The sequence below is a fragment of the Couchioplanes caeruleus genome (genome assembly GCF_003751945.1).
Classification (GTDB): Bacteria; Actinomycetota; Actinomycetes; order Mycobacteriales; family Micromonosporaceae; genus Actinoplanes; species Actinoplanes caeruleus.
Genome location: NZ_RJKL01000001.1, coordinates 382068 through 405616, shown reverse-complemented (window position 1 = coordinate 405616; position 23549 = coordinate 382068). Strand labels below are relative to the sequence as shown.

Here is a 23549-nt window from a genome sequence, read left to right as displayed (position 1 = left end):
CCCAGGCGGACGGGGGAGGACGCATGGTCGTCCGGGGCAGGATGGCGGCCGCGCTCGGCGCGGTGCTCGTCGGAGCCGGACTGGCCGTGCCGGCCCCGGCGCAGGCGGCGGTCAGCCGGGCCCAGCTCGCGCTGCGGTGGGCCCCCATCCACTACCAGGATGTCGACACGACGGGCAGCCACGCCCTCGGCGGCAGGTCGGACTACCTCACCAGGGTGGACTTCGACGGCGACCTGAACGGGCGCAACAACTGGGACAACGCCGGCCGGTCCGGCGTGTCGTTCGCCGCGCACGCGTACTACTCCGTCGTCGAGACGGCGAGTCACTGGTACATCACGTACCTCTTCTTCCACCCGCGCGACTGGATCGACCACCCGTTCTTCGAGAGCGAGCACGAGAACGACGGCGAGGGGCTCACCCTCGCGATCGAGCGCGACGGCAGCGACTACGGCGTGCTGCGCGCGGCGGTCACCGTGGCGCACGGCAACTTCTTCTCGTACACGCCGGCGGGCAGCACCTGGACGAGCGGCCGCGAGACGGTCGACGGCGCCCTGCGGATGCAGTCGTCGCCGCACGACGCGTTCCCGCACCCCGTGACGGCGCAGGAGCGGGGCGGGCACGGGCTCAAGGCGTACCCGCAGTACTCGATCAACGGCGACGGCGTCGTCTACTACCCCTCGACCACCGCGGAGACGCCCGCCCACGCCGACGACCGCGACGTACGGTACGCCCTGATCGACATCTTCGCCCCGGGCGGCCTCTGGGCGCAGCGGGGCAACGACAGCCTCTTCGCCCACCTCGGCACGTTCGCCGGGGACACCTCCGGCGGCTGCGGCGTGGGGACGTTCTCCTGCGGTACCAACTCGGCCAACGCCCCCTGGGGCTGGGACGACGGCAACGACCTGCCCGCCCGCGGTGAGATCGCCACCGATCCGGCCGCGCTGGCGGCGCAGTACTTCACGGTGCCGGGCGCGCTGGCCCGGTCGTACACGCACAACCCCTATGCGGCAGCCGCGACCCAGCTCGAGGAGGCGGCGAAGACCGCACCACGCGTCGTCGACTGACACGACACCTGGAGGAGCCCTTGTCCCCTCGCCGCCTTCTCGGCGCCCTCACCGTGCTCCTGCTCCTGCTCCTGCCCGTACCCACCGCGGCCCAGGCCGTCGCTTCCGGTTACCGCGTCGGCGTCGGCATCGGCGACATCACCGGGGAGGCGGCCGAGGTCGGCATGCTCGGGTACGCCGATCCCGGCCAGACGACCGCCGGCCTCGCCTCGCGCCAGTGGGCCCGCGCCTTCGTGGTGGCCGACGGCGCCGGGCGCCACGTCGCCTTCGTCAGCGCCGAGATCGACTTCGTCACCCAGGCCGTGCAGATGGAGGTCCTCAAGCGCCTGCGGGCGAAGTACAGCGCCACCTACTCCGACCAGAACCTGGTGCTGACCGCGACGCACACCCATGCCGGCCCCGGCGGGTTCTCCGAGTATCTGATGTGGAACCTGACCACCCTCGGCTTCGAGGCGCCGATCTTCGAGGCCATCGTCTCCGGGATCGTGCGCGCGGTCGACGCCGCGCACGCCGGTCTCGCGCCCGGCGCCGTCAAGATCGCCGAGGGTGCGCTCGCCGGCGCGAACGTCAACCGGTCCCTCGCGCCCTTCAACGCCAACCCGGCCGCCGACCGGGCGAAGTTCCCCGGCGCCGTGGACACCCGGATGACGGTGCTCCGCTTCGAGCGGGGCGGCCGAGCGGTGGGCATGCTCAGCTTCTTCGCCACCCACGGCACCTCGATGACCAAGCACAACCACCTGATCAGCGCCGACAACAAGGGCTACGCGTCGCACCTCGTCGAGGACGGCGCGGGGGCGGACTGGGCGCGCCGAGGCTCGTTCGTGGCCGCGTTCGCGCAGACCAGCGCGGGCGACATGTCGCCGAACCTGCGCAACGGCGGCGCCCAGGGCCCGACCGACGACGAGTTCGAGAACACCCGGATCATCGGCAGGCTCCAGGCCGACCGGGCCCGGCAGCTCTTCGACGGCGCCACCGAGGAGCTCACCGGCGCGATCGACGCCCGCGGCCGCTACGTCGACTTCTCGAACGTCCAGGTCGCGGAGCGGTACACGCCCGACGGCCGCGCGCACCGGACGTGCCCCGGCGCGCTCGGGCAGAACTTCACCGCCGGCGCGGAGGACGGCCCCGGCCCGCCGATCGTGGAGGAGGGCGACCTCAGCACCAACCCGTTGCTGCTGGTCGCGGGCATCGTGTTGAATCCCACCCCGGCCGAGGTGCGGCTCTGCCAGGCGCCCAAGGACGTGTTCCTCGGCAGCGGCAGCCAGAAGCCGCCGTGGACGCCGCAGGTCATGCCGCTGCAGATCCTGCGCATCGGCCAGTTCGCCATCGCCACCGCGCCCGGCGAGTTCACCATCGTGGCCGGGGAGCGGGTGCGCGCGGCCGTCGCCGCCGAGCTCGGCGGCGACGTGACCCACCACCTCCTGGCCGGGTACGCGAACGCCTACGCCGGCTACGTCACCACCCCGGAGGAGTACGACCTGCAGCACTACGAGGGCGCCGCGACGCACTTCGGCCGCTACACCGCTCCCGCGTACGCCCAGGAGCTCGCGAAGCTTGCCGCGGCGCTGCGCGACGGGCAGCCGACGCCGAGTGCGGTCCAGCCGCCCGCGCTGCCGCAGAACAGGTTCAGCATCCGGCCCGGCGTGGTGCTCGACACGCCGCCGCTGGGCAGGTCCTTCGGCAGCGTCGTGACCCAGCCGCTGGCCTCGTACGCCCGCGGGGCGACCGTCCGGGCCGACTTCGTCACCGGCCACCCCAACAACAACCTCCGGCTCGAGGGCACCTTCCTCGAGGTGCAGCGCCAGAACGGCACCGCGTGGACCACGGTGTCCACCGACGCCGAGTGGCAAACCACCTACCGCTGGAAGCGGGAGTATCTGGGCGTCTCCACGGCGCAGATCGGCTGGACGGTGCCTGCCGACGCGGTGCCGGGGACGTACCGGATCGTGCACCACGGCGACGCCAAGAGCATCACAGGAACGATCAAACCGTTCTCCGGTGTCACCCGCACCTTTACGATCACCCCATAGTGGCGCGAAATGCCCGTTTGTCCAATAATGTGACCCATTCGCCTGATCGGCGCTCGCATCCTCCGGGGTGCGAGCGCCGTTGACTGCTGGTGTGCTGAATAACCGAAGCCTGACATCCGCCAGGCGCAAGCTGGTCACCCTCGGCGTGGCCACCGTCCTGGTCGCCGTGGGCGGCGCGGCCCTGGCCGAGGTGGTCTCCGGTACCCCCGCCGCGACCCCGTCCTTCAACGGGCCGGTCTACGCCGTCGCCCACCGCGGCGACGTCGTCTACGTCGGAGGCTCCTTCACCGGCGCGATCGTCGGCGGCAAGACGATCGCCCGGCCACGGCTCGCCGCCTTCGACTCCCGTACCGGAACGCTGCTCGGCTGGAACCCCGGCGCCGACGGCACCGTACGCGCCCTGGCCATCGACGGTGCCACCGTCTACGCCGCCGGCGACTTCGACCGGGTCGCCGGCATGTCCCGCGACGCGGTCGCCGGCATCGACGCCACCACCGGCGCCCTCGGCACGCTCAAGCACACCGTGCTGGGCCAGCCGAACGCGCTCGCCGTGGCCGACGGCCGGCTCTACGTCGGCGGCCGGATCACCTCGGTCGACGGCTCCCCGCGTGCGAACCTCGCGGCGTTCAGCACGGCCACCGGCGCCCTCGACGCCTGGGCACCGACCACCGACGACACGGTCAACGCGCTCGCGACCGCGGGCGGCCGGGTCTATCTCGGCGGCAGCTTCCACAAGACCAACAACGTACGGTCCACGCTGCGGCTCACCGCGGTCGACGGCGTCACCGGCGTGCTGGACAAGAGCTTCGTGCCGAAGCCGGTGTCGCAGGTCTTCGCCCTCACCACGGATGCCGGCGGCGTCTACGCGGCGCTCGGCGGCCAGGGTGGCCGGGCCATCGCCTACACCTTCGCCGGCGCGGCCCGCTGGACCCGCGTCTTCGACGGCGACGCCCAGGCCATCGCCACCCTCAACGGCACCACCTACGTCGGCGGCCACTTCGACCGGGCGTGCACGACCACCAACAACGGCGCCCAGGGCCTCTGCACGGACGGCTCGGTGCCCCGCGTGAAGCTCGCCGCGATCGACGGCGCGGGCAACCTGACCGAGTGGGGCCCGCAGGCCAACGGCGTGGTCGGTGTCCGTACGCTCGCCGCGAACCCCGCCACCGGGCTGCTCAGCGTCGGCGGCGACTTCACCACCGTCGGCGGGGTCACGCAGAAGCGGTACGCCTCCTTCGGCGGCCCCACCTCCCGCCAGAGCGTCCCACCCGCGCCGCCGTCGCCGTACGTGGCGTCGTACAACTTCGACTCGACCGTGCCGGACGGCACCTACGACGACGGTTCCGGCAACGGTCATCTGCTCCGGACCCTGGCGGTCAACGGCGGCGAGCTCACGACCGTGGCACACGGCAACGGCCAGGCCATCGTCTTCCCGCCCAAGTGCACGGGTACCACCTGCCCGCGGGTGGTCCTGCAGGCCACCGACGCGCCGGACCTCAACCCGGGCAGCAAGAACCTGCGGTACGGCGCCCACGTACTGCTGTCGCCGGCGGAGACCTCGACGGGCGAGAACATCCTCCAGAAGGGCTACTCCACCGCGGGCGGTCAGTACAAGCTCCAGATCGACGGCGTATCCGGCAAGCCGAGCTGCGTGATGAGCGACAAGGACGCGACGGCCATCTACGTCGCCAAGAGCGGCAAGTCGATGGCGGACGGCTCCTGGCACACCATCGAGTGCCGGCGCGCCGGCACCACGCTGACCATCCTCGTGGACGACAAGGCGGAGGGCAGCGCGACGCTGCCGGCCGGACTCTCGGTGGTCACCACCCAGCCGCTCAGCCTGGGCGGCAAGGGCACGGGCGTCAACAACGACCAGTTCCACGGCAGCCTCGACGACGCGTGGGTCAGCATCGGCTGACCCACCGCAACGACGACGGCCGGGACCTCGTGTCCCGGCCGTCGTCGTTGCGGTCGCCCTGCCAGACGGCGGGGCTGGTGCCCCATCCTCAAGAACGGGCGCGCCCGCGCCATCCGGTTCAGCACCCTGACCGCACTCTGCGACGCGCTCGACTGCCAACCCAGCGACCTGATCACCGTCCGACACCGGCCACCGGCGTCCACTACGAAAGACCAATGACGTCTGGGCGACGGGTCTCAACATCCACCCGATCGAGGTGGGTCCCGAACCAGCGACCAAAACGCAGGTCACCGCACCCGAGCCACCTCCAAGGACCTGCGGGGACGTCAGGGCTGTCGCCAGCGCCATGGACAAGTTCGTAAGCACGTTGTGAGCATCTCGATCCGTCAGTAACGCCACGAGCCGATGGCGCCGGTCAGCCGGCGGGTCAGGTTCGCGGTCGACGACCCTCGTGCGGCACGAGATCGGCGCGGCCATCGCGGTGCGAGCGGAGGAGATCATCAGGTACGAAGCGCGCGGCACGGTCTGGACCCGCTGACCGCGCGTCCAGTAGCGGTCCAATAGCGGTCCAGTCGGGATTCAGCGCGGCCTTCGAAGCTGTGGGCAACCGCAAACCTTCGGCAAGGAGGCACACATGATCACTCAGAGGAACGGGCTACGAAGCGTGCTGGTGGCTCTGGTCTTGGCCCTGGCGTTCTTCGGGATCTCGACCATCACCGCCGGTGCGGCGTCGGCCGCCGAGCGTCCGGTCCTGGCCGGGCTATCGGCGGCCGACGCGGCCAAGGCCCGGCCGATGACCGTCCAGCGCAGCAGCCCCATCAAGGCCGGTGTCGGCACCGAAGCACTCCCCGGCTTTTGCAGCTTCGAGGGCGTCACCGGCGCGACGCAGTGGCTCTCCTGTTCCGTCGTCATTCCCGCGACCGTCTTCGTCTACTGCACCAACGGCCTGATCTTCTACGGCTACCTTCCGGCGCCCGGCATCTACTCGCTCAGCGCCACACCCTGCGTCGCCTACGACTACGACCTGATCGGCTAGCAGCACAGCGCGGGGCGGGCGGTCACGCTGCCGCCCGTCCCGTCCGGGGATTACACTCGGCATCGACGCACTCACGCCCACCACTGCCGCGAGCGTCGCCGCCGATCCCGCCCTCGCCGCGCCGTCCATGCGGCGTGTCACGGCCACCACCGGCCCGGACATCGCCGCCCGTCTCGTCCCCGACGGCCGCCGGATGGCCGGCCGTTCGTCTCCAGCGAGGGCGAAACGGGCCCTTCGAGCGGCGCCACCCACGCCGAAGTGCCACCATCCATCGGCCAACCCGTGACGGTGCGTTACAGCCGCCATGGCACCGGGTCCCCTCGGACAGTATCCGCTTCTGCCGAGTTCAGTACGTCTAGCCGGCGAGTCGAACACGCTCGCCGGGCAGCGGACGTCGGATGTCGGCGTCCATGCGCTCGGCCTCGGTCCGCAGTACGCCGTCGAGTACCTGGAGGCCCCAGTCGTTAAGGAGACCGTCGTGGATGGCGTAGGCACGTCGGGGCGCCATCCGGCGTAGATAGTCGATCATGTCTGGGATGGTCATCCATGGTGCCTGGCCGGGTATGAGCAGTGTCGGCGCGTCCGTCATGGTCAGTGCGTCACCCGGGTGGAAGACCTCGTCGTCGACCAGGAAGCCGACGTTGTCCACAGGTGGGACGTCCGGGTGGCTGCGGTGGTGCTTCTCGCCGACCGCCCGTAACTGGAAGCCGGCCACCTGCACCACGTCGCCGTCGCGGACCACGCGAACCTGGTCGCCTAGATCGGTCAGGTGCCGCACGACGCCGGGACAGGTGTAGACGACGAGCGTGGGGTTGCCCGCCGCGGCGGCCCGGAGCCGCTCGGGCTCGAAGTGATCGAAGTGCTCATGGGTGATGAGCACTGTGTCCACGTCTGTCAACGCCTCAGGTTCGGGTGTCATCGCGCCAGGGTCGATGACGATCGCGCGTCCCTCCTTCTCCAGGCGGACACAGGCGTGGCCGTACTTGATCAGATCCATCGCTCCCTTGTAGCACCCCATGCGCCGGAGCTGACCTGTGAGATCCGCTGCAGTGTCCGTATCTGCCGCGGACAACGCGCGGTTGGTACCCGCTCCATCCGCGCCCTGATCACTGCGTGTCACGCCAGTCGAGGTTGAGTAAGGCGACGACCGCGTCCCTGTCGACGCCAGGCCGCAACGGAGGTCAAACGCCAAGCTAAGCCTGTTATTTGACCGGTGGGGCGGGGTGGTGCCCTGCTTGTGGTGAGCCGGTCGCTGGTGCGGTGCGCCTGCTCGATGATCAGCACCAGCATGAAAATGGCCGCTGTGCGGACGCGTCCGTCAGAGCAGGCCGGTCACGCCGCCCCGGTGCTACCGGAGGCGCCGGCTGACCGCGCTCGACAAAGTTGATCTAATCGCGGCCATGTTCAATGTCATGGATGTGGAGTTGCACCCCGCAGAAGCCGCGGACTACGACGAGATCATCGCCGTCATCGACGACTGGTGGGGACGCGAGGTCACCGGCTTGCTCCCGCGCCTCTTCCTCGACCATTTCCACCGCACCAGCCTCGTCGCGCGCGACCCCGATGGTGCGCTCACGGGATTCCTCATCGGCGTACTCTCGCCCTCGCAACCCGGCCGGGCCTACATCCACTTCGTCGGCGTTGCGCCCGCCGCTCGCGGCTCGGGGCTCGGTCGGCGCCTCTACGAGGAGTTCTTCGCACTCGCGCGAGCGGCCGGGAACATCGGAGTCGGGGCAATCACCTCACCGTTCAACGCCGGGTCGATCGCTTTCCACCAGAGCATGGGTTTCACGGTGACGGGACCGATCGGAGGTTATGACGGACCCGGCAAGGACATGATGGTCTTCGACCGGGCACTCTGACCGCTGCACACTGGCCGTGTATCGCCGTCTTGCTGCACGGCCAGATGGCTGGCCCGACTCCCGTCGTATCGACGGTCGTCAGTCAGTCGTGACTGGTCATGCCTCCGATCTCGTTGCTCTGTCCGGGTTCCGTCGCGATCTTTACCGGTGCCTGACTGCCCGAGCGGACGCGTTGTTCGAGCTGACCGATGCGGTGCTCTGTGTGGATGGGCCGGTCAAGGCGTTGGTGGATCTGATGCTGACAGCCGAACACCGGCGCGGTCACGGGGCGATGTACGACGGCCTCAACCGCGGGCGCATCGACGTCGACCGGCCACGACGCTGACCGGCCTGCCCCTGCCGCGGTTCCCGGACGGGCGGATCGTGCTCGCGGTGGACGTGAGCCCGTGGCTGCGCTCGGACGCGGCATGCAGCCCAGACCGGCTGTTCTGCCACGTGTACGGCCGGGCCAAGAGTGCAGCTCAGTTCATCCCGGGCTGGCCGTACTCGTTCGTCGCCGCCCTCGAACCCGGCCGCACCTCATGGACGGCGGTCCTGGGACACGGTCCGGCTCGGTCCTGCCGACGACACGACCGCTGTCACCGCAACGCAGCTGCGCACCGTCGTGCAACGCCTGACCGCCGCCGGGCAACACACCTCGTCCGACCCGGACATGCTGATCGTCTGCGACGCCGGCTACGACGTGACCCGCCTCGCTTACGTGCTGCGTGACCTGCCCGTCGAGGTCTGCGGGCGGATCCGCGCCGACCGGGTGCTGCGCCTACCCGCCCAACCCGCGTTGCGGGAACCAGCGGACGCCCACCCAAGCACGGCACCGAGTTCGACCTGAAGAATCCCGCCACCTGGCCCACCCCGGCGGTGACCACCCTGACCGCGACCACCAGCTACGGCAACGCGGAAGCCCACGCGTGGGATCGGCTGCATCCCCGGCTGACTCACCGCGCCGCCTGGCTGGACCACGACGGCGCCCTCCCGGTCATCGAGGGCACCCTGATCCGCCTGCAGGCTGAGCACCTGCCCGGCGACGCGACGCCCCACCGATGTGGCTGTGGTCGTCGAGTACTGGCCTCACCGAAGCCGACGTGACCCGGCTCTGGCAGACATACCTGCGACGATTCAATCTGGAGCACACGTTCCGGCTGTTCAAGCAGACCCTCGGCCGGACCAGACCGAGGCTGCGCGACCCCGCCGCGGCAGACCGCTGGACCTGGCTCGTCATTGCCGCCTACACCCAGCTACGCCTCGCCCGCCCACTCACGGCCGATCTCCGCCGCCCCTGGGAACGGCCCCTTCCCACGGGGCAGCTCACCCCCGCGAGGGTCCGTCGAGGGTTTCGGAACCTCCGCCCGACATCGGCGAGGCTGTCGCACAACGTTCGATCTTGGGCTGTCAAGGCGTGTCGGAGCAGGGCCTTCATGGCCATAGATGGTCGACTATGGGGTGAGGTTCAACTTCATCTCTTGCGATCGTGAGCGCGTTCTCTCGCTCCCGCCCGATGTCCGGCAGTGGTTACCACCGCAGCACCTGTGCGGGAAGGTGCTCGCGGCGGTGCAGAAACTGGATTTGTCGGCGTTCCTGGCCGGATACCGTGCCGATGGACAGGGCCACGCAGCGTATCCACCGGATGTGGTGCTGTCGTTGGTGTTGTACTGCTACAGCAAGGGCATCCGTTCGTCACGGCGGATTGAGGCTGCCTGCCTCGACGATGTGGGCTGCCGGATCATCGCGGCCAACCAGCAAATCGACCATGCCACGATCGCGCGGTTTCTGCGTCGGCATCGCCACCGCCTGGAGTCGCTGTTTCTTCAGGTGCTGGCGTTGTGCGGCCGGCGAGGAATGGTGGACCTGTCCGCGGTCGCGGTGGACGGCTCGCCGATGCACGCCAACGCTGCCCGCTCGTCGAACCGCACGCTGCAGCAGTTGGAAGCCGTTGTCGCTGACGGCGAGGCGCGTATCGCCCGATCAATGACGGGCCTGGCGCCGGATACGACGACGGCGTCGGCCCAGCCCGCAGGCTTGCGGCGAGTAGGTCGCAACGAACTGTCGTGGGGACCATTGGCACGCCTCGGTGACCGGATCGCACGGGCCCGCACAGCTCGGGACAACTTGTATGAGCGGGCGTTGCCGTCGTCGGGCGAGATCCAGCTCAAGGTCGAGGCCGCCGAACGCATGGTGGCCCGAGCCGAGCAACGGCTGGCCGCGGTCACCGCCGCTCACACGACAACGCTGCAGGCCTACGCCCGTCGGACACGGCAGGACCAGGCCGTAGGACGCCAACGCGCCAACGGGCGCCCACCGGTGGCGTTGCACGCCAAAGCCTCAGTGCTACGCCAGCGGGAACGGCTCGCCAGGGCACAAGCAGGGCTGCAGAACATCCGCAATCCCCACCCGACGCCTTCGCCGAGGACCCGCGCCTCGCTCACCGATCCCCAGTCACGGCTCATGCTCGGTAAACGCGGCGGCTACGTGCAGGGCTACAACGTGCAGATCGCCTCCACCCGCAACCAACTGCTGCTCACCATCGAATTGCAGGACAACCCCTCGGACATGACCGCCTTGGTCCCGGTCGTGAAACGAACCCAGCACAACTGCGCCGCCGCAGGCATAGACGGCCAGGTGGCAGCATGGTTAGCCGACAGCGGGTACGCCAGCGCCGCCAACTTCGCAGCACTAAACGATCTTCCGCTGTTTGTATCGGTCACCCAGGAATACCGCCAGACACACAGCCCGCACCCACCGCAGCCCGCCAGCGTCCCTGCCGGTCAGCGCGACATGGCCGCCCGCCTGGCCACCCCCGCCGGCCGCGAGTTCTACGCCCGCCGCAGCGCCCTGGTCGAGCCCGGCTTCGCGCAACTCTTCCAACGCTTCGGACGCCATCTGCACTACCGCGGCGCGACCAGCGTCGACGCCGAGATCAAGCTGCTCGGCGCCGTGCACAACCTGAACAAGCTCTTCCGCCACGACGCGAAACGTCCGTCTTGACAGTCCAAGATCGAACGTTGTGCGACAGCCTCGCCCCACACCGGCCGAAGCACCGAAACCCTCCCGGCCAGGTCCAGGGCGGCCACCCGGCTCTTGTTGGTCAACTTGCCGCCGCTGGCCGTGTTTGGTGAGTAAGGCATGATCAGGTATGTGGTAGCGCGAACCGAGGAACACTGGGCTGCTTACAACGACGACCAACACGACAGACAGCCTCGGCCCCTGTGCGAGGAACTTGTTGCGCTCGCTGGCCACGGTGAGGGTCGTCCAGCACTCGATATCGGGTGCGGAGCGGGCGTAGAAACGTCAACTCTGCTGCGCGCCGGTTGGCGGGTTCATGCCATCGACTCAGCTCCCGGCACGCCCGAACGCGTGTGGCGAACGGTCGGCGACCGCGACGGCCTCACCATTGAAGTGAACGATCTTTCCACCCTTGGTGAGCTTCCCGCTGTGGATCTGGTCTACGCCGGTTACTCCCTGCCCTATCTTGCACCCCGAGACTTCCCCCGTATCTGGGCGATGATCCGCAAGAGCCTCCGTCCCGGTGCATGGTTAGCAGTGAACCTCTTCGGCGAGCGCGACTCCTGGGCATCGAACCCCAGCGAGACCTTCCTCACAGAGGCTGCGGCACGTTCGCTCTTTGACGGGCTCCATATCGTTCGATTCGTTGAGGAAGATGCCCCCGGAGAGTCGTACAGCGGCTTGAAACACTGGCATGTCTTCGATGTGATCGCTCGCCTGCAACCCTGACTGTTCGCGATGTCCCCGGGGTCCTTCAGGTCGAACTCGCCGCCGTGCTTCGGTGGACGGCCGCCGTACGGGTGGTACTCGTACGCCGGGGCCGGTAGCCGCAGGACCCGGTCGGCGCGGATACGCCGGACTTCGGCCGCCTTCAGCGGCGTTTCGGCGTGCACGCGCCGGCCGCCGCCCTGGCAGCGCGCCGTGCCGCTGACGGTGTACCTGTTCGACCTGCTGCGCCTCGACGACCAGGACCTGACCGGCCTGCCGTACCAGCAGCGACGCGAGCTGCTTGAGGGCCTGGGCCTGCACGGCGGCGGGTCGAGGCGCCGCCGTGCTTCGTCGACAACGCCGCCGCCGTGTACGCCGCCGCGCAGGAGCACCACCTCGAGGGAGTGGTGTGCAAGCGGCTCGACGCGCCCTACCGGCCCGGACAACGCTCCCGCGACTGGATCAAGACGGTCATCAGGTCGGAGTCGGAGATGGTGATCTGCGGATGGGTTCCCCGGTCAGGGTCGGCTGCGGGGCACCATCGGCGCGCTCCTGGTCGGCGCCTACGACCAGGACGGATGCCTGCACCTGGGTCGACCCGCAGATCGTCACCCGGGTCAGTTACCGCTCGTGGCAGGGCACGCACCTGCGGCATCCCGTTTCGCGGGCTTCTGGAAGATCGAGACGCCTCGACCGCGCGGCTTCCGGACTGAGCAGGGGTGCCGGAGCCTCTCGATGAGGTCAGGGCACGACCGACGGCCTGAACCCGCGGGGATCGCTCATCTCAAGAAGTACCTGGCGAGCTGACTGGCAATCGCGGAGGGCACGGTGGCCGCCTCCGAGCGGTAGCCAACGGCGCGAACCGGTCCAGTCGGCGCGGGCCTGCATGACGCACGCCCACCGATCGTCGTCGGCGAGGTGGCCGAGCCGGCGTCCGGCCGGTGTGCGCGTCGATCATCACGCCGGATTCCTTGGTTCGGGTACTCGATCTTCCGATAATCCTGGCGATCCGTCGCGGCATGTTCCCCCCGGCGGTCATCACCCCCGGGAGTCGCACATGTCCAATCGCCAGTTCGTCACCTTCGAGGTCGCCGGCCAGTTCTTCGGCGTGGACGTGGACGCTGTGCAGGAGGTGCTGTCGTACGGCGAGTACACGCCGGTGCCGCTGGCACCAAACGCGATCGGTGGACTGTTCAATCTGCGCGGGCAGGTGATCGCCGCGGTGGACCTGCGTGTGCAGTTCGGGTTTCCGCGCCGGGACATGTCCGGCCTGGTGATGAACGTGATCGTGCGGTACGCCGGCGAGCCGGTGAGCCTACTGGTGGACCGCATCGGGCAGGTCGCCGACCTGGACGTGGAGTTGTTCGAAGAGCCGCCGGCAACACTGACCGGCCCCTCACGGGCGCTGGTCACCGGCGCGTACAAGACCGAAGGTCCGCTGCTGCTGGTGCTGGACGTCGCCGAGTGCTTGAACACCGCCCGCGTCACGGCCTAAGAGGACGCCTGATTAACGTATTTTGTGGTGTTATGTAGTGGGGAGTCTCTCCAGGTTGGGGTGGTTTCGTCGGTGATTCGGCGAGCGAGGTTGTCGATCATGATAAGGGTGATCATGGCTTCGGAGTTGCTGGGCCGGGTTTCGTAGTCGCGCACCAGGCGGCGGTGGTGCATGAGCCAGCCGCGGCCAGCTCCGGTCGTAGCCCGGCCAGGGGCACCCCGACGAGTACGAGTCCGAGCCGGCCGTCGGCGATGGTCCGCCGCAGGTGCGCGACGTACGCCGCGTCCGCGCGCCGGACCGGCATCGGCAGGATCGTGACGGCGGCACCGGACAGCCAGACACCCTGAATCGCGGTGACCAGCCCGACGCCGGTGTCGGAGAGCAGGCCGACCCGACTGCCTGGGCCGACGCCATGACCGCGCAGCAGGGTCATCAGCCGTCGAGCCCGGTCGTGGACGGCGGCCCAGGTGACCGACCGAACGACGGCGTCGCCACCCAGTACCGTCAGGGTGCCCCGGCCGCCGCGGCGCTGGGCGACAAGGTCCACCACCGTGGCTGGATGGGTACTGGCTGTCGAGGTCACGTCGTCGTCCTTCCGTCTTCTCCAGGCCCGGGTCGGGCAACGGCCGCGCGAGCGCCAACCGCGGTCGGCGCGGCCGCTGCGCACCGAGGATGGCCGGCAGGCCTTGCGCCGTGCTTGCGCGGCCGGACAACACCGGCACCGGCACGCCGCAACCCCGCCGGCGCGCTGGCTCAGGGGACGACGATGATCTTTCCGCGGGTGTGGCCCTCGCGGTTCAGCCGCTGAGCATCGGCAGCCTGCTGGAGCGGGAAGGTGGCGGCTACTTCCACCTGCAACTCTCCGCGCTCCGCGAGCTCGGTGAGAGCTCCCAGGTCGCCCGCGTCGGGTCGCACGAAGACATACTGGCCACCGAGCCCGAGCACGGCACCGTCCACGGCCGAGGCCAGGCGGCCGCCCGTGGCGAGCAGCCCGGGCGAGACCTTCAGGGCCTCTCCGCCGACGAGGTCGAGCACGGCGTCCACACCCTGCGGCGCGAGGGCGCGGACCCGGTCGGCGAGGCCCTCGCCGTACGCGACCGGTTCGGCGCCGAGGCCGCGCAGGTAGGCGTGGTTCCGTTCGCCCGCGGTGCCGATGACCCGGGCGCCGAGCGATCTGGCGATCTGTACGGCCAGGGAGCCGACGCCGCCGGCCGCCGCGTGCACCAGCACGGTGTCGCCGTCGCGGACCTGCAGGGACCGGGTCAGTGACTGGAACGCGGTGAGGCCGGCCAGTGGGAGGCCGGCGGCCTCCTCGAAGCTGAGGTTCGCGGGCTTGCGGGCGAGTGTGCGGATCGGGGCGGCAACGTACTCGGCGAAGGTGCCGCGTGAGACGAAGTCCTCGCGGACGTAGCCGATCACTTCGTCGCCCGGGGCGAACTCGGTGACGCCGACACCGGCTTCCTCGACCACGCCCGCGACGTCCCAGCCGGGGATGACGGGGAAGACGGCGTCCATGAAGCCGTCCAGGTATCCCGCCTGGATCTTCCAGTCGACCGGGTTGACGGAGGCGGCCTTCACGCGGACCAGGACGGCGTCCGGGCCCAGCTTCGGGTTCGACACTTCGCGGTATTCCAGGACTTCCGGGCCGCCATAGGTGCGGTAGGTGATGGCCTTCATGGTGGTTCTCCTTGGTGTAGTGGTGTGTTTGTCTGGTGTGCAGATCACGGTGCGGTCGGGCGGGCGGGGCGCAGCGGCCCGCACGTCATGCGCGGGCGGCGACCGGCGCTTCCAGGTCGGCCGGGGTGCCCGGTTGGCCCGGCTCCACGTCCGCCGTGAGGTCGGCGCCCGCGCCGTCGCCCGCGACCTCGCCTGCCTGCGGAGCCGGCGCGGTGCGCAGACCGACCAGGCAGATCACCCCGACCAGGCCGAAGGCAACCCCGGCGATAGCGAAGCTGATCGTGAACTGCCGCTCGGCGGGCAGTGCGGGCACGCCGGCCGGCAGGTTCGCGATGGTGTTCGCGGCGAGCAACGAGGTGACCACGGCGCTGCCGATCGAGCTGCCCGCCGTACGGGAGATCGAGTTGATGCCGTTGGCGATGCCACTCTGATGCAGCGGCACGCTCGCCATGATCAGCGCGGGCATCGCGGCGTACCCGAGGCTGATGCCGGCGCCGATCGCCATGCCGGCGCCGATGACCGAAGCCGGGGTGTCGTGCGCCACGGTCAGGGAGGCGAAGCCGCCCGCGCCGGCCGCCGCGCCGAGAGCCAGGGTCGACCGGGTGCCGATCCGGCGGACGAGCGCGCCGGCGAACTGCGCGGCGAACAACGACACGATCGTCGCCGGCAACAGGTACTGCACCGATGCGCGCAGCACCGAGGCGCCGAATCCGTAACCGGCGAGCGAGGACGGTATCTGCACGAGGTAGGACACGCCGATGAACTGGGTGAACATGCCGAAGCCCACGAACAGCCCGGCCAGGTTGGTGAACAGCACCGGGCGGTAGACGAACATCCGCAGGTCGACGAGGGGCTCGCGCACCCGGCGCTCGACCAGTACCCACACGGCGGCCATCAGCGCCGAGCCAGCGAAGCAGCCGAGGGTCCGCGCGCTCGTCCAACCCCACGCCTGTCCCTGGGAGATCGGAAGCAGGAGCAGGAGCAGGGTGGCGGCGAGCGTCACCGCCCCGAGGACGTCCACGCGGCCGCCGGTGCGCGAGCCCGTGGCGGGAACCAGGCAGACCACCGCGGCGAGGGCGAGGACCGCGAGCGCCGTGGCGAGCCAGAACACCCGGTGGTAATCCGCCTCGGGGCCGCGGGTGAGCAGGCCGGTGAAGACCAGGGCAAGGCCGCTGCCGAAGGCCAGGGTGCCGCTGATCAGCGCCATGGCGCCGGGCAGCCGCTCCGGACGCACCTCCTCGCGCAGCACGGACAGGGCGAGCGGGAAGATCGCCGTGGCGGCGCCCTGCAGCACCCGGGCGACGATCAACCAGCCCAGCGAATGGGTGGTCGCGGCCAGCACACTGCCCGCCACCATGACCACCATGACGGCGACCAGGGTGGACTTCTTGCCGTACTGGTCGCCGAGGCGGCCGAGCAGCGGGGTGAAGACGGCTGCGGAGAGCAGAGTTGCCGTGGTTACCCAGCTGACGTTCCCGGCGGTGGTGTGCAGCGTCTGTTGGATCAGGCCGAGGATCGGCACGACGAGGGTCTGCATCGCAGACACGATCATCGTTGCCACACCGAGGGCCAGGATCAACGCGGTGTCACCGCCGCGTCGCGACCGGACGCCGGAGGAGGGCAGTTGCACTGCACCGTATCCCTTCGCAGGCTGTGTCTGGCCAGGTCCACGCCCGCCAGCGGATACTTGATGAGTTGGAAACTTGATCTCCTCAAGCAAATCGACGGTAAACCTCTATGGTTGAGGTCGTCAAGCTTTTGTTCTACGCTTGCGACGTGAGCCACTCCTCTTCGGCCGCATCAGCCGCACCGACCACCCTGCAGCTCATGGAGCTGTTCGCGGTGGCCAGCACCGCCTACTTCCAGGAATTCACCGCGGCCGCGGCGCACCACGGCCTCACCCCGATGCAGGCGAAGCTGCTCAGCCAGCTGCGTCAGCCGCTGCCCATGCGACAGCTCGCCGAGCGCCTGGTCTGCGACGCCTCGAACATCACCGGCATCGTCGACCGGCTGGAGGCCCGTGGACTCGTGCGCCGGGAGATGAATCCCGACGACCGACGGATCAAGAACGTCGTGCGCACCGACGCCGGCACCGACGTCGTCCGGCGGGTACGCGCCGAGATGCAGGCCACCCACCAGGCGCTGGAAGACCTCAGTGCCGCCGATCGCGTCCTCCTGACCGACCTGCTGCAGCGCCTGCGAGCCTCCCTGGACCACCGCGGCTGACCGCCCGGTGGTCCGCTCTGGCCGGTGGCCGGCCGACGACATGGGCGTGCATGGTGGTGCGGTGACCTCCCGGCTTTCCGCGTTCGGATCGGCGTCATCGTGACGGTGACAGCCACGGCAGAGACTGAGCTCAGCCGGCCAATTCTCGCGCCAGCTATGGAAGCGGCTTGCGAGACTTGGCGACGGCATCCGCATCGCCTTACTCGCCCTCATCCCCCTGCATCCGGACGAGCTAGCGTCAAGATCGAAGGCGGGACTGAGGCGTTGATTGAAGTGCTCGATCGCGGTCGCGTCACGGAGTTGCTGGATCCACTCCGGCCGTCGTACGCCTGACACCTTGATCACGGTGTCCTGCAACGTTCAGGTGCGCTGATCTGCCGCCGAGAGCGGAATCGGCCGCTTGGTATCGGCCAGGCGTCGGAGCAATCAACTGCCAGGGATGCCGGCTTTCCGCTCGGTGCCGGTGTCGAGGAAGGTGGTGAGGTAGGCGTCCGGGGCGAGGGCGCTGTCTCGCATCAGGAAAAGACCTCGATGCCGTGACCGGGGCATTCCGGCAAGCGATACGCCTGAGCGAGACCGATGAAGACGCACCCGGGGATCGAACCGGCATGGTCATGGGCTTCGGACTCGGCGGCCTCGACAGCCGTCTCGAAGTCGGGAGCCGCCCATAGAGTCAGCCGCTCCTCGTAGGTGCTCAGGTCGGGCCTGCCAAACTGCAGCACCGTACGAACGCAGTACCAGTCGCGTTGTCCATGCTGATCGGCCATGTATCGAGCATCGCGCAGACCGAAGAAGGCCCGGTCCCATTCGGGCGTATTCTTCTGCCGCCGTCCGTGCACGGCGAGCAGCGCAGGCCGACACACGCCGTGATCGGCCGCCTGCTGCCTGATCTGCCGAAAGTAGTGCGTCGATCAGGCCAGGAGAGTCAATGCTGTCCTTGCCAACATCCTGACCTGATTCCATTCCGTTCTCCTGGCCAAGGCCTCGACTTGCCACAGGCCGGCGTTGTGCTCTCCGCTCATGAAACTGAGGTGTTGGTCGATCTCGGCCAGTACGGGCAACGCCGTGGCGTTCAACCAGCCACGCTCGATGAAGGTCGGTACCAGCCGGAAACCGTCGTCAAACTCCAGCGCCAGCTCGTCCACCAGTGGGAGACCTTTCTCTCCGAGCCAAGCGATCTGCGCGTCGCCCTCCAGGGCAAGCACGGCGACACAACGGACGAAAGCGGCAACGAATCTGGGGCCGGGCTGTTCCACGAGATCAGCCTATTGGCTCGCCCCGAGGGCTGACGCGGCGTGCTCATTTCGCCGCTGAGCACTCGCCGACGTCCGTCCGCCGTCACTCGCCGTAGGGCAGCGCCGACCCCTCGCGCGGAGGCGCACTTCTGCCGATGAGCGGACCGCCCGGTCGGACTCACTCTGGGGGGCCGTCTCCCGTTCGCGCCAAGCGCTCGCGACTCAGATACCGAACCGGCTTGCCGAGCGACTCCGCGTAGGCAATCTCCCGTCGGGTTGACTCACCTACGTAGCCGCCCGGATCCACGATGTACACCTCGTCAGCCATGCGAATCTTTTGGAAGTGCACGCCGCCGAGCCGCCCCTTCAGGTCCGAGCTGTCGGCTGTCCAGTCGTAGTCCGGCAGATCGGGGAGGCTGAACATTCCGAGGCTGATCACGACGCAACCTTCCATCGTGAGCCGCTGGTTGACCTTCGCGAACTCAGCCTCAAACTTGGTCGAGCCGCAGAGCGTGATGACCTTCGCCTCAGCCTCGGCCGACTGCGGCGCCTGCTGGTCCTCCATGCGGTTCATGATCGCTGAACGGCAGGACGGGTCTATCGCCGCCTCCTGGACGTCCGCTGATGGCCGCAAGTCGCGCGCTACACAGCGTTACGGCAGCCTACGCTGACCGGTGCCGGCTCGTGCCGAGTAGCGGGAACATGCGTGCCACGCCCGTAAGATCCGCGGATGCCGCCTTGTATGGACGTGTACGTTTGGCTGCCTCGCCCCGACGCGGGCCTTCTCCACCAATTCATCGAACGCTACGTTAACCGCGAGGATCCAGGCGATGACCGGCTCGCCGCCTTCAGCCGTGTCTATGTCGAGAACGCTGCGAGCGATGACGATCGAGCGGCTCTCGCTGATCTCAGACGCGGCGATGCGCTCGGCGACGGCTTTTCGCTGTACGTGAAGGCACGTACGCACTACGGAGCAATTCTCACGATCACGCGTGAGGGGGCCGCAGTGCTCGGCCTAAGCATCGACGATCCGGACGGCTCTGCGCATGTCCAACTACAGGCCCGCGCCTTGATCGAGCACCTGCGCGCTGAGTTCGCGTCTCCGGCCGGATGTGCGGGCGTGGAGCTAGCTCCACCTCACTCCCGGCAGGAGTGGGAGGACGATGGGCTGGTGCAAATTCGAGTAGGCCAGTTGCACCAGAAGGCGCCGTAGGCGTCCGGATCCGCCGCGATCCGCACGTGCTGAGGTTTGCCGTGGTTAACGGTCAGGGGTTGCGCGGTCGCCGGCCCGCAGCCTTTTCGGGCGCTGTACGCGGAAGGGCGACAACTTTCACGGTGCGGCGGAGGCCGGCTTGAGGCGTTTTCTCTCGACGATCGTGGTTGCCGTTACCACACTCAGCGGCGGCACGTCCTTGGCGACAACGGCGCCCGCGCCGACGACTGAGCCGTGACCGATCGTCACTCCCGGGGTGACGGTGGCTGCCGCGCCGATCCACACGTCGTCTTCGATGACGATGGGCGCATGCGTGATGAATTCGCGCCGCTCATCGAGTTCGACGGGGTGTCCGGCGGTGCTCAGAGTAACGCGGGGACCGATAAGGACGCGGTCTCCGATGGTGATGCCCCCGAAGTCGAGAAAGAAGCATCCCTGGTTGATGAAGACACGTTCGCCGAATGTAGCGCCCAGCCCGTAGTCGCAATGGAATGGGGGCAGGATGGACAGCGAATCAGGGACCGGCCGTCCGAAGATCTCTGTCAGCATCGTACGGCGTGCGTCGAGATCGTCGAACGGCAGCATATTGAGGCGGGATGTCAGCTTCATGACGATCTGCACCCGTTCCGCGAATGCTCGTGATTCGGGCGTCCGTGTCGGAAGGCGTCGCTCGTTGCGCACGAGCCGATGTTGGCACGGCGAGTCAACGACTGACTTCCTCATCTGCCGCCGCCCGTGCGCGCTGGCTGCCACCTCAGGGATCACGCTGCGTGTGCTCACCTCCGGCTCGCCGGCGCGAGCTCTTGGCTCCCCTCTGTGTGAGTACATGCTCACGCGATCCCACACAGTGGTGCGTCGTATGACGGTCATGGCTTGCGCGGCAGAGGCTGGCGCGGCGGCGTAACCTGTGAATTCAAGGCAGTTGATGGTGAGTAGGCGTCGATGCGCCGTGTCCTTTCGGCTGGTCCGAGCCCGGTGCCGAACGGGCGAGCGCTGCCCCGCCCCGATGGTGTCGCCGACGGACGACAGCGACAACGAGGCTGGTCCACAGCAGAAGGGCAATTGCTCCCTTCCCCACTCGCTCAAACGGTGGCCGGCCATCGCCTGCTGCCGCGTCACCCGTCCACATGAGCAGCATGAGCAGCAGCGGCCAGTACTTACCGGGACCCGGTAAGTGACCGGCTTTGGTGCGAATCGCGGCGGCCAGTACCCCGAAGCTGCCAACCACCGCCAGAAGAACGGCCAGCCCGTAATGCCACGTCTCAGGACGAAGGTTCACACCACCAGTATCAACAGGCCAGTTGCGCCGCCGTGCTCGCTTTGCCGTCGAACCCGCGTCCGTATCCTCAGTCGTCAGGTGCATTGATCTGCCGCCGGCCGTGCGTGCGGCGGGCACGGCCGTCACACTCCGTACGACCAGTTCCGGGCTCAGGCGCACGCTCGTGCCGAGTGGAGTGCGTCCGCCATGCCGAGGTTCGAACCTTGGTCAGAACGACGATCACGTCAGCACGCCTCTTCGATCACGAGCATGATTTGTCGATCTTCGTTACGAAACTCAGCCAGCCAGAAGGCGCTGTGGGGTGGGGCTTCGCCAACGGCGAACCGGTTCACTCGCTCCAGAAGCGAGTGGCGCTCCTGGTCGGACACCTCCCGTGGATGGGGACCGTGGGCGTGTATAACGCGTAGGCCGGACCGCTTCAGCAGTCGCCGCAGTGCCGGATTCCTTGCCAATGGGGCAGGCGCCTTGCCGGCCAGGAATTCCATTCAGCCAATAGTTGCCGTCGAACTCATCTTTTCATGGCCTTACAGGCCAGATGCCCGTATGGGCGCACTGTGATCAACAATCAGACTGAGGTGGCCTGATGGAAACGGCCAATTGGTATCTGTGGCAGAAGGAAGAGTCCCATGACCCCCCGGTGGCCCAGCGGCGCCATAAGCGCGCTGGGACCGGAGGGCAGAGACGACGCCGCTGAGCACAGCGTAGACGCATTGCCCCTCAGGGGAACCCTCAACGGCACCGGCCGACCTGGGCTGCTCGCGCCTTTCTGGGAACGCCGAGCCGGCACCAGCGCCCGCCGCGTCCCCGCCACCTACGCCGTCGCGGGCTCCGTCGCCAGGTTCACCGTAACCGGGGCCGCGTCGTTGGCCGGGTCGACATCGCGGCACTCGGCAGCGTCGCAGTTCAGGTGGGCGGTCAATGAGCCGGGCAACACCTCCGCCTCGTTGATCTTCAGGTCGAACGTCCACGTCCCGATTTGCCCAGGCATGTAGCCGTCCAACTCGATGACCGGTCCCTGGCACCAGTACATCGACTGTCCCGGCATCCGCCAGTTCGCGATATCGATGCGGCCGTCGACAACGGCGATGCACCCGGACGGGACAGCCGTCACCGCGGTGCCGCTGGGCACCGCGAAGAAGGCCCCCGGCTGGTCAGCGGCCTCGGTCGTCGCCGGGTAGATGTAGGCCGTGCCGGCATGGCGGATCTGCAGCGACAACGGCACGGTCTCACCAACGACGCCCGACACGGTCGCGGCATCCGCGACGAGGTCCACAGTCTCCGCCGGCTGATCGGCCGCGAACGCCGGGCCCGCGCCCACCGTGGCAGCGAGCCCCGCGGCACCGGCCGCGGCCGCCAGCCATTTCATTGAATTGATGAGCATCATGCAGTGCAGCATAGTAATCCGCGCAAACGATTAAACCCGGCGCTGCCAGCGTGACAGCCTCTTCTGCCGCCGTGCGTGTGCGCTGGGTAGCGCGGGCGGGTAGCGGTCGGTAAGCCGGCGGGGTGACTTCTTGCGGGACGGCCCGCTGTAGACCGGCGCCGCGCAGCTGGGTAGACCTGAACTGCCGGGACTGTTCGCTCAGATCGCCACTATCCTGTGACGGATGCCGTCTCCTGCACAGGTCGAGGTAAACGATCTCCGCCTAGAGGTCCACCAGGTCAAGGTCGACGCCAGCGGATCGCTCGTCGCGATCGTCCGGTGCCTAGCCGAACCGGTACCCGTGAGAAGCAGGATCTACCGGATCGGCGCGACGGGCGGAGCCGTAGACCTTGAGCTGACTGCCATCCACCGGTACGAGCGCAGCGTTGACGAGCTCGACACTGCGCATTCCGCCTGTGTCACGCTGAATGGCATCGGCGTCGACCTCGTGGCGGCCGGCCAAGTCCTGCACGCCCTAGCTGCCAATATCTAACCTCCGCTCCGATTCGGGCTGATTGACGAACGTTCGTCGAGGTGCGCTCATTTAGCCGGGACGTGGGCGGGGGTGTCCCAGCCGTGAGGCCCGCGATCAGACGGCCCGTCAACATTGCCAGAGGAACGCGGCGGTCGTGCATGCGCGGCAGTGGAAGCCATAGCCGCATCCGCCGCCGCCAAAGTTCATCGAGGTGTGGTGGTCGTGACCTTCCTCAAGCTGTACGACGAACGTCATCGGTTGCGCGCAGCTATCGCAGGTAGGCGTCTCATCGCTCTGCAGCCACGCGGGCCGGCCACCAACTGCCGGGTCAGCGACTCGACATCGATGCGGCCGTGGTGGAGCGCGTCATACATGGCACCGTGGCCGCGGCGGTGCTCCGGGGCAAGCGACAACCCGACCAGCGTCTTGACCGGCCCGTCGGTGCACGACAGCGCCTCGGTCAGCGCGAACGAGGCGTCTGCCCGCCGGGTCATGCATTGGTAGAGCTGCTCACGAAGCTCCGCCAACACATCGATCGCTTCTGCTCGGTCAGCCTTGACCGCCGCGACGATCATCGATAGGAGCGGACACGGTTCCGAGCGCCTCAGCATGCCGAAGCGTCACCCACCCAGGCACGAGATGACGCTCAGTCACAGTCAGCCGGCTCGAAGGCGGACCCTTCGAGTGCACGGATCTGGCCGATGTGCGGATGCCGACGACAGTCGTCCGCCGGTCGACAGGAGCGCTGTTGTCTCGTCGTATCCTCGCTAGGTGACAGAGGAAGAAGCTGCGGAGAGTGTCATCGATCGCCTGCTCCTGGCGCTGGCGGCGCAACTCGCTCTGTCAAAGGAGCCGGTCCTAGCCGCATAGAACGCGCGCTCGGCCCCACCTCTGCCCGCACAGGGCTC

The 23549-nt window shown here is 68.4% G+C and carries 23 protein-coding genes and 4 pseudogenes; 16 read left to right on the top strand and 11 right to left on the bottom strand.

Features of this window, described 5'->3' with window-relative positions:
* The first annotated feature begins 23 nt into the window (after positions 1–23).
* The 5 genes and pseudogenes from EDD30_RS02015 to EDD30_RS01995 all read left to right on the top strand — a co-directional run bounded on the left by EDD30_RS02015 (position 24) and on the right by EDD30_RS01995 (position 6048).
* Positions 24–1064, top strand: a complete 1041-nt coding sequence (locus EDD30_RS02015; RefSeq protein WP_071804908.1) for a hypothetical protein — start codon at positions 24–26, stop codon at positions 1062–1064.
* A 20-nt stretch (positions 1065–1084) separates the two neighbouring features.
* Complete coding sequence (locus EDD30_RS02010; RefSeq protein ID WP_071804905.1) at positions 1085–3094, top strand: neutral/alkaline ceramidase; 2010 nt, start codon at positions 1085–1087, stop codon at positions 3092–3094.
* A gap of 91 nt (positions 3095–3185) precedes the next feature.
* Positions 3186–5012 (top strand): LamG domain-containing protein, encoded by a 1827-nt coding sequence (locus EDD30_RS02005; RefSeq protein WP_071804903.1) that lies wholly within the window; start codon positions 3186–3188, stop codon positions 5010–5012.
* A gap of 84 nt (positions 5013–5096) precedes the next feature.
* Positions 5097–5231: pseudogene (locus tag EDD30_RS02000) on the top strand (helix-turn-helix domain-containing protein); the annotation flags it as partial.
* A gap of 415 nt (positions 5232–5646) precedes the next feature.
* Complete coding sequence (locus EDD30_RS01995) at positions 5647–6048, top strand: hypothetical protein (protein WP_143162638.1); 402 nt, start codon at positions 5647–5649, stop codon at positions 6046–6048.
* Between the two features lie 355 nt (positions 6049–6403).
* On the opposite strand, the gene EDD30_RS01985 is transcribed toward EDD30_RS01995, so the two are convergent.
* Positions 6404–7045, bottom strand: coding sequence for an MBL fold metallo-hydrolase (locus EDD30_RS01985; RefSeq protein ID WP_123678024.1), 642 nt, complete (start codon positions 7043–7045; stop codon positions 6404–6406).
* A 403-nt stretch (positions 7046–7448) separates the two neighbouring features.
* On the opposite strand from EDD30_RS01985, the gene EDD30_RS01980 reads away from it, so the two are divergent.
* From EDD30_RS01980 to EDD30_RS01950, 7 genes and pseudogenes are all read left to right on the top strand, one after another.
* On the top strand, positions 7449–7910 hold the full coding sequence (locus tag EDD30_RS01980; RefSeq protein WP_123678023.1) for a GNAT family N-acetyltransferase: 462 nt from the start codon (positions 7449–7451) through the stop codon (positions 7908–7910).
* A gap of 16 nt (positions 7911–7926) precedes the next feature.
* A pseudogene (locus EDD30_RS41905) lies at positions 7927–8739 on the top strand (transposase).
* Positions 8740–8768: 29 nt separating this feature from the next.
* Complete coding sequence (locus EDD30_RS41900; protein WP_244945070.1) at positions 8769–8996, top strand: hypothetical protein; 228 nt, start codon at positions 8769–8771, stop codon at positions 8994–8996.
* A gap of 339 nt (positions 8997–9335) precedes the next feature.
* A complete protein-coding gene (locus EDD30_RS01965) occupies positions 9336–10892 on the top strand; it encodes a transposase (RefSeq protein ID WP_123678022.1) in 1557 nt (518 codons plus the stop codon).
* A 138-nt stretch (positions 10893–11030) separates the two neighbouring features.
* Complete coding sequence (locus EDD30_RS01960) at positions 11031–11639, top strand: class I SAM-dependent methyltransferase (protein ID WP_084556345.1); 609 nt, start codon at positions 11031–11033, stop codon at positions 11637–11639.
* A gap of 341 nt (positions 11640–11980) precedes the next feature.
* Positions 11981–12331: pseudogene (locus EDD30_RS41895) on the top strand (ATP-dependent DNA ligase); the annotation flags it as partial.
* Between the two features lie 344 nt (positions 12332–12675).
* Positions 12676–13113 (top strand): chemotaxis protein CheW, encoded by a 438-nt coding sequence (locus tag EDD30_RS01950; protein ID WP_071805085.1) that lies wholly within the window; start codon positions 12676–12678, stop codon positions 13111–13113.
* Here the strand turns inward: EDD30_RS01950 and EDD30_RS40225 are convergent.
* The 4 genes and pseudogenes from EDD30_RS40225 to EDD30_RS01930 all read right to left on the bottom strand — a co-directional run.
* Positions 13110–13295, bottom strand: a pseudogene (locus tag EDD30_RS40225) (hypothetical protein); the annotation flags it as partial. The gene EDD30_RS01950 and the pseudogene EDD30_RS40225 sit on opposite strands and share 4 nt — an antisense overlap.
* Positions 13226–13660 carry an AMP-binding protein gene (locus EDD30_RS01940; protein ID WP_280526209.1) on the bottom strand — a complete coding sequence of 145 codons (435 nt, stop codon included), beginning with the start codon at positions 13658–13660 and terminating at the stop codon, positions 13226–13228. The gene EDD30_RS01940 and the pseudogene EDD30_RS40225, both read right to left, overlap by 70 nt.
* A 206-nt stretch (positions 13661–13866) precedes the next feature.
* Positions 13867–14790, bottom strand: a complete 924-nt coding sequence (locus tag EDD30_RS01935) for an NADP-dependent oxidoreductase (RefSeq protein ID WP_071809713.1) — start codon at positions 14788–14790, stop codon at positions 13867–13869.
* 85 nt (positions 14791–14875) lie between these two features.
* Positions 14876–16420 (bottom strand): MFS transporter, encoded by a 1545-nt coding sequence (locus tag EDD30_RS01930; RefSeq protein WP_244945069.1) that lies wholly within the window; start codon positions 16418–16420, stop codon positions 14876–14878.
* Between the two features lie 146 nt (positions 16421–16566).
* Here EDD30_RS01930 and EDD30_RS01925 point away from each other — a divergent pair, with 146 nt between their 5' ends.
* Entirely contained in the window at positions 16567–17016 is a 450-nt protein-coding gene (locus EDD30_RS01925; RefSeq protein WP_211278061.1) for a MarR family winged helix-turn-helix transcriptional regulator, read from the top strand.
* Positions 17017–17531: 515 nt separating this feature from the next.
* Here EDD30_RS01925 and EDD30_RS01915 read toward each other — a convergent pair.
* On the bottom strand, positions 17532–17783 hold the full coding sequence (locus tag EDD30_RS01915) for a hypothetical protein (RefSeq protein ID WP_143163054.1): 252 nt from the start codon (positions 17781–17783) through the stop codon (positions 17532–17534).
* Between EDD30_RS01915 and EDD30_RS38130 the strand changes: the two genes are divergently transcribed.
* Positions 17769–18305, top strand: a complete 537-nt coding sequence (locus EDD30_RS38130; RefSeq protein WP_143163055.1) for a hypothetical protein — start codon at positions 17769–17771, stop codon at positions 18303–18305. The genes EDD30_RS01915 and EDD30_RS38130 overlap by 15 nt on opposite strands.
* A gap of 124 nt (positions 18306–18429) precedes the next feature.
* On the opposite strand, the gene EDD30_RS01905 is transcribed toward EDD30_RS38130, so the two are convergent.
* Positions 18430–18816, bottom strand: a complete 387-nt coding sequence (locus tag EDD30_RS01905; RefSeq protein ID WP_071809737.1) for a hypothetical protein — start codon at positions 18814–18816, stop codon at positions 18430–18432.
* A 177-nt stretch (positions 18817–18993) separates the two neighbouring features.
* Here EDD30_RS01905 and EDD30_RS01900 point away from each other — a divergent pair, with 177 nt between their 5' ends.
* Positions 18994–19464 (top strand): hypothetical protein, encoded by a 471-nt coding sequence (locus EDD30_RS01900; protein WP_071809716.1) that lies wholly within the window; start codon positions 18994–18996, stop codon positions 19462–19464.
* Between the two features lie 117 nt (positions 19465–19581).
* Here the strand turns inward: EDD30_RS01900 and EDD30_RS41345 are convergent, their stop codons facing one another.
* The 3 genes from EDD30_RS41345 to EDD30_RS01885 all read right to left on the bottom strand — a co-directional run bounded on the left by EDD30_RS41345 (position 19582) and on the right by EDD30_RS01885 (position 22139).
* Entirely contained in the window at positions 19582–20145 is a 564-nt protein-coding gene (locus EDD30_RS41345) for a sugar O-acetyltransferase (RefSeq protein ID WP_280526119.1), read from the bottom strand.
* A gap of 822 nt (positions 20146–20967) precedes the next feature.
* The gene (locus EDD30_RS38125; RefSeq protein WP_143163056.1) at positions 20968–21228 is read right to left on the bottom strand and encodes a hypothetical protein; all 261 of its coding nucleotides are present in this window, start codon (positions 21226–21228) and stop codon (positions 20968–20970) included.
* 326 nt (positions 21229–21554) lie between these two features.
* Entirely contained in the window at positions 21555–22139 is a 585-nt protein-coding gene (locus EDD30_RS01885; protein WP_071809718.1) for a hypothetical protein, read from the bottom strand.
* A 211-nt stretch (positions 22140–22350) separates the two neighbouring features.
* On the opposite strand from EDD30_RS01885, the gene EDD30_RS01880 reads away from it, so the two are divergent.
* Positions 22351–22659 (top strand): hypothetical protein, encoded by a 309-nt coding sequence (locus EDD30_RS01880; protein WP_071809719.1) that lies wholly within the window; start codon positions 22351–22353, stop codon positions 22657–22659.
* A 233-nt stretch (positions 22660–22892) separates the two neighbouring features.
* Here the strand turns inward: EDD30_RS01880 and EDD30_RS01870 are convergent, their stop codons facing one another.
* Positions 22893–23216 (bottom strand): transposase, encoded by a 324-nt coding sequence (locus EDD30_RS01870; RefSeq protein WP_244945068.1) that lies wholly within the window; start codon positions 23214–23216, stop codon positions 22893–22895.
* Between the last annotated feature and the right edge of the window lie 333 nt (positions 23217–23549).